Source organism: Microbacterium bandirmense (assembly GCF_037204185.1).
GTDB lineage: Bacteria > Actinomycetota > Actinomycetes > Actinomycetales > Microbacteriaceae > Microbacterium > Microbacterium bandirmense.
Genome location: NZ_JBBDGM010000031.1, coordinates 1 through 2,449, shown reverse-complemented (window position 1 = coordinate 2,449; position 2,449 = coordinate 1). Strand labels below are relative to the sequence as shown.

The window sequence follows — 2,449 nt, the reverse complement described above, 5'->3', positions numbered from 1 at the left end:
GCTCGTGGGCGCGTTCGCGTCGTTGAGCGCCACCGAGTATTCGGGTTCGGCGCCACCTTCCTAGGCTCCTTCTGCCGCGTGGCTGATCACGCGGCAGAAGGAGTAGTTCGGATGGTACGCAGGATCAAGGCGAAGCTGGTGTTGAGGCTTCGCGCGGAGGGGCTCACGGGTCGGCAGATCGCGGCGCAGGGCATGTCTCGGCACTCGGTGTCGGCGGTGCTCGACGCCGCCGACCGGGAGGGCGTCGGCTGGGACGACGTCGCGGAGCTCGACGAGGCGGACGTGTATGCGCGGCTGTTCCCCGTGCGTGGTGAGCACGAGAGTGTTCACGCGCAGCCGGACTGGGACAAGGTGCATCGGGAGCTCGCGAGGGTCGGGGTGACGTTGAAGCTGCTGCATGGCGAGTACGTCGATGCCTGCCGGGCCAAGGGCGAGACGGCGATGGGCTACGACCGGTTCTGCAAGACCTACCAGCGTCACGTGCTGGTGATCGGGGCGGCATCGCGGGTCGGTCACAAGGCCGGGCAGACGGTCGAGGTCGACTGGTCGGGCAAGACTATGCAGCTCAGCGACCCGGTCACCGGGCAGGCGACGAGGGTCTACTTGTTCGTCGCGACGCTGCCGTTCTCCCGCTACTCGTTCGTCGAGCCGACGCTGGATATGCAGCAGGACACCTGGCTGCGCGCGAACACGGCGATGTTCGACTGGTTCGGCGGGTCCGTCCCGCGGATCGTTCCGGACAACCTGAAGGCGGGTGTGATCAAGCACCCTGCCGAGGGCGAGGTGGTGCTGAACGACGCGTATCGGGAGCTCGCGGCGCACTATTCGGCGGCGGTGCTGCCGGGACGGGTGCGCAAGCCGAAGGACAAGCCGAGTGTCGAGGGCACGGTCGGGAACGTTGCGACGGTGGTGATCGCGGCTCTCCGCGACCGCACCTTCGCGACGCTGCCGGAGTTGCGGGCCGCGGTCTACGAACGCGTCGCCGCTTACAACGCGAAGCCGTTTCAGAAACGCGCCGGGTCGAGGCTTTCGGTGTTCGAGGGTGAGGAGAAGCCGCTGCTGCGGCCGCTCCCGCAGGTTCCGTTCGAGATCTCGCAGTGGCTCTACGGCCGCAAGGTCCAGAAGAACGGACATGTGGTGTTCGAGAGGAACTTCTACTCGGTCCCTTACGAGAACATCGGTCGGTCCGTCGACCTGCGCATCACCGACACCACCCTCGAGGTGTTCGCCGGCGATCAGCGGCTCACCAGCCATCTCCTCGCCCCAGCCGGGGTGGTCAACGAGTACCGGACGCACGACTCGGATCTGCCCGACGGGCCCCGCTACCAGCAGATGGACCCGCAACGGGCACGGGAGTGGGCCGCTCGGATCGGGGAGAACACCACCACGATCGTGAACCGGATCTTCGAGTCCGTCCCCGTCGACGAGCAGGGGCTCGGCGCCGCGCTGGCAGTGCTCAGGTTGACCCGCCGCTACTCCGCCACCCGGGTCGAAGCCGCCGCCGGCATCGCACTCGATTCCCGAGTCCGATCACCCAGGTATGCGCACCTGCGGCCGATCCTCGACTCGAATCAGGACCAACGCGGCAGAGGCCCATGGTTCGAACCCGCCGACGAGGAAGCCGTCGGCTACGTCCGCGGCGCCGACTACTACGCAGGAGGCACCCGATGAGCCGGCTCGACTCCGAGACGAAGCGGAAGCTGCGAGAGATGGGCGTCCCCGCCCTCGTCGACGCGCTCGACATCCAAGACGAGGGCCTCACGATGGGGCTGGTGTTCGAGGAGCGGATCAAGCTCGCTGTCGACGACGCCCACGCCGCGTTCACCCACTCCAAAGTCGAAGGCCTTATCCGCCGCGCCGGGCTCCGCTACCCGAACGCGGACCTCCGCCGCGTCGACATGCTCGAACAACGCGGGCTCGACAGAGGCGTGATCGCGCAGCTCGGGACCTGCCAGTTCATCCAGAGGCACATGAACGTCGTGTTCCAAGGCTTCACCGGGTCCGGGAAGAGCTATCTCGGGTCCGCGCTGGCGAAGCAGGCGTGTCAGCACCGCTACCGGGCGCACTACATCCGCATGCCCGACCTCGAAGAGACCTGGACCGCGGCGAAAGACAAGCCCGCCGGTCGGGAGAAGTGGTTGCGGAAGTACTCCACGTTCACGCTCCTCGTGATCGACGAATGGCTGCTCGACCCGCCCACCGACGACGTCCGGTCCATGCTGCTCGAGCTCCTCGAACGCCGTTACGACGCGACCTCGACGGTGTTCTGCACCCAGTACGCGAAGAAGGACTGGCACCAGCGCCTCGGCGGAGGGGTCCACGCCGACGCGATCATGGACCGCATCGTCCACAACACCCACTGGATCGAAACCGGCGACGTCAACATGCGGGAGCACACCACCGCCGCGGCCGACTGAACCCGGGCCGGTGAGCGTCGCGCCGACCGGGG

General features: G+C 67.3%; 2 protein-coding genes. Both read left to right on the top strand.

From position 1 onward, the window contains the following. Window positions 1-111 precede the first annotated feature (111 nt). A complete protein-coding gene (istA, locus tag WDU99_RS17180) occupies window positions 112-1,671 on the top strand; it encodes an IS21 family transposase (RefSeq protein WP_337333689.1) in 1,560 nt (519 codons plus the stop codon). Continuing rightward, window positions 1,668-2,417, top strand: coding sequence for an ATP-binding protein (locus WDU99_RS17175; protein ID WP_337333688.1), 750 nt, complete (start codon window positions 1,668-1,670; stop codon window positions 2,415-2,417). Before istA ends, WDU99_RS17175 begins: the two co-directional genes overlap by 4 nt. The last annotated feature ends 32 nt before the right edge of the window (window positions 2,418-2,449 follow it).